General features: G+C 67.4%; 1 protein-coding gene. It reads left to right on the forward strand.

The annotated features are described in order from the left end of the window. On the forward strand, positions 1–408 hold a 408-nt coding region (locus tag GO615_RS30065), incomplete at both ends, for a phosphotransferase family protein (protein ID WP_169133109.1).

The following is a 408-nucleotide window of genomic DNA, read 5'->3' on the forward strand; positions in this document are numbered from 1 at the left end:
GCGTTGCACTCGATCGACGTCGCCGGCACCGAGCTTGAGCGCTTCGGCAAGGGGGAGGGGTACGTCAAGCGGCAGGTCGACGGATGGTCGGCGCGCTACCGCAAGGCACGTACGCACGGTGTGCGTCACGGCACCGGATCGTTCGAGAAGGTGATGGCCTGGCTCGACGAGCACCAGCCACACGACGTCGGAAACTGCCTGATTCACAACGATTTCCGCTTCGACAACCTCGTCCTCGCGCACGACGACCCGACGCGCGTCATCGGTGTCCTCGACTGGGAGATGGCGACGCTCGGCGACCCGCTCATGGATCTCGGCGGCGCCCTCGCCTACTGGGTGCAGGCCGACGATGACCGCATCATGCGCGGCTCACGCCGTCAGCCCACGCACGCGCCCGGCATGCTCACG

The organism is Aromatoleum evansii, assembly GCF_012910805.1.
GTDB lineage: Bacteria > Pseudomonadota > Gammaproteobacteria > Burkholderiales > Rhodocyclaceae > Aromatoleum > Aromatoleum evansii.